Genomic DNA, 2,816 nt, shown 5'->3' with positions numbered 1-2,816 from the left:
TTTTGAACCGTAATCACTGGCATAAACACTCCGAAATCAGTGGCATATTTCAAACCGTTATATCCAGAACAGAGCGAACAATAAATTGCATAACAAATTCTAAAATGAATATGCGAACTGAGCTTTTGAAGTAAGTAATGTTGTAAGCACCCTTACACTTACCATGCCAATTTTTCAAAAACATCGATTGCGCTTAAGTCAGCCAGTAAAAGGTTCGATATTTGTCCGCGAGGGGCTACGAAAAGCCGATTATCTCATGATAATCGGCTTTTTTTTTGTTTTAATGCACTAATAATCAATAAGTTATCATCTGTTTTTATTTCGATATTTCCTCACCAAAAACAGTAATAATTGCGATTAATAATATAATTGCCTGAATTTCAGTTAGTTGATTGGTTCGATTTTCTCGTATGGGTTGCCCAAATTTTATTGACTTTTCCCTCAATATACCTAAGGTTGGGTATTGACATTGTCATTACTCATTAACTAGCTTTAAAACTTGCTCGAAAATGAAAAGATTACATTCGGAAAGTAAATAGTGCAGTTGGGAAAGTTTTGGAAGTAATCGCCGAGCGCATTGAGTATATTAATGTTCTTTTTATATCTGGTGTGACCTAAGCATTTGTGGAGGCAATTCAATTATATATAAAAAGTGCTGTTATAATGATGTTATCATACATCAAAACACCTGCATATGCTAAAAATTGACAAACAAATAGAAGCTATAGGCAAAGTAATAAACACAAATATTGAGAAGCAAAATCTCTTGGGTAGAGGGCTGGCCTCACAAAATGTAATTGCTCAGCTTCGAAACTTTGTAGAACACATCGCATTAAAGGTTTATTCAAGTGGTGGAGAAATTGATAATTCATATGAAAACATTCAGACTGCCCTTGCACATATCAAAACTAAAGGGCAGCTCAAATTTTTGGACAGATTTCACAGACTTCTTCAAATAACTGCGTCACACTATACTCTTGATGAAGAGAACTCGGAGCGCTTAATGATTAAATACTATGAATATCTATTAAGAATAAGGATTTTTCTGAAGAACAATTTCAGTATAGATATTTTAAGAAACTTAGAAGATTATCCACTTAACCAGGATACTTCTCTGTTTGAGTATTATGAAAAAATATCTAAAAAACTTAAAGAGCCTCTATCATCTCGAAATATATTAGACTATAATGACAGATATTACATCCAGAAAATCAAACCATTCTTTATAGAAGCAGAAATCTTTTATGAAGTAACTTTTACAAGAGCGATAGACAGGGCTAGTAAATTTGACAGAACTATTGCTTTCACCCAACATGAAATATTACACAATTACGCTGTAAAACTTTCTGTAAGTAAAACTCACATTAATATCTTGGGGAAGCAAATGCCCATTCAAATAATTGATAATTGGGAAGTCTCAATTAGGTCTTGCGAACTTAACAATTTTGCGGATTTAATAGGTGAGCATCCAAAGTTAGGAGGGAACAGGGAGTATTATGAATTGATGCGGTATATAAAAAATTCTGGAGTCATTCTCTCGGAGTTAATGGAATTGCCAGAAGAGTATTTTCAAATTGTTAAGAACTCTATAGCCGAAAAGTCCAATGTTCAGCATTTTCTTAAGGTACTAGATAAATGCAGAACTATTTGCCAAAATAACTTGCCGGGTGCCAACATCATAAAGTATCTCCTATACAAGGTCAATAATAGAGTCATCAAAAAACAAAGAGGAGACCAACCCTGTGATAGACTTTCAAATTTGATTCTCAAATATGGATGTATACCATTCGATGAAATGCCATTTAACTCTTCCCTGTTGAATCATAACCCCAAACTTTTTCACCTTCTAGATTCCATAGATTCTTCAAATAGACAACATGAATTATTTGCTAGATTCATTAAAAATAATACTGAAATGCGAGGTATGCTCTATACTCCTAAAAAAGAAATTGAACATTTCGAAAACCTAGAAGAATTAGTTGAAAAGTATAACAATTCTTTATATTTCAAACATACACATAGACGTATAGAAACATATAAAGGACACTTTTTTATAAAAGGATACGAGGAGGATACTTTTGAAATAGTTAATGAACTGATAAAATTATCTTCAGGAGGCACAAAAAATTATAAAAATTCAGTCTCATCATGGCTCGAAACTACTACACATAATGTTGATTGTGAGGAGAAAACATCTGCATTAAAACTTCTGTTTGAAAACTCTAAAGTGGCATTGATATATGGAGCTGCTGGAACCGGAAAATCAACAATGATCAATCATATCTCTAATTTTTTTAAAGAAAAGAAAAAAATATTTCTGGCAAATACGAATCCCGCAGTAGACAATTTAAAAAGAAAAGTCACGGCACCTAACTGTGAATTTAAAACTCTAACCAAATTCCTTTCCAAATACAATACCTCGACAAACTATGATTTGATTTTTGTAGATGAGAGCAGCACTGTGAGCAATTCTAACATGTTGGAAATGGTCAATAAGGCTTCTTACGAATTACTTGTTTTAGTAGGAGACATTTACCAGATAGAATCAATAAGGTTTGGGAACTGGTTCAGTATCGTTAAGTCCTTCATTAATAAACAGTCTGTTTTCGAATTAACTAAACCTTATAGGTCAAACAATGATAACTTATTGACTTACTGGGAGAGAGTTAGAAATATTGAGGATAATATCATAGAACTCTCATCAAAGAAACAATACTCAGTGACTCTAGATGAATCTATTTTTGAGAACTTGTAAGCACCCCCGTTTTAGGACTCCATAAAAGTATAAATTCTATTAATTATTATTGTTATAATAG

At 32.6% G+C, this 2,816-nt stretch carries 1 protein-coding gene; it reads left to right on the top strand.

Going from position 1 to position 2,816, the window contains the following annotated elements; genetic code table 11:
- Window positions 1–694: 694 nt before the first annotated feature.
- The gene (locus tag JMN32_RS10380; RefSeq protein ID WP_202856270.1) at window positions 695–2,755 is read left to right on the top strand and encodes an AAA family ATPase; all 2,061 of its coding nucleotides are present in this window, start codon (window positions 695–697) and stop codon (window positions 2,753–2,755) included.
- Window positions 2,756–2,816: the final 61 nt, after the last annotated feature.

The organism is Fulvivirga marina (assembly GCF_016775155.1).
GTDB lineage: Bacteria > Bacteroidota > Bacteroidia > Cytophagales > Cyclobacteriaceae > Fulvivirga > Fulvivirga marina.
This window is presented reverse-complemented; position numbering and strand designations above follow the sequence as displayed.

Bases quoted from the DNA above. Each gene is read 5' to 3' on its own strand.
- JMN32_RS10380 (WP_202856270.1), top strand. From the start codon at position 695: ATGCTAAAAATTGACAAACAAATAGAAGCTATAGGCAAAGTAATAAAC.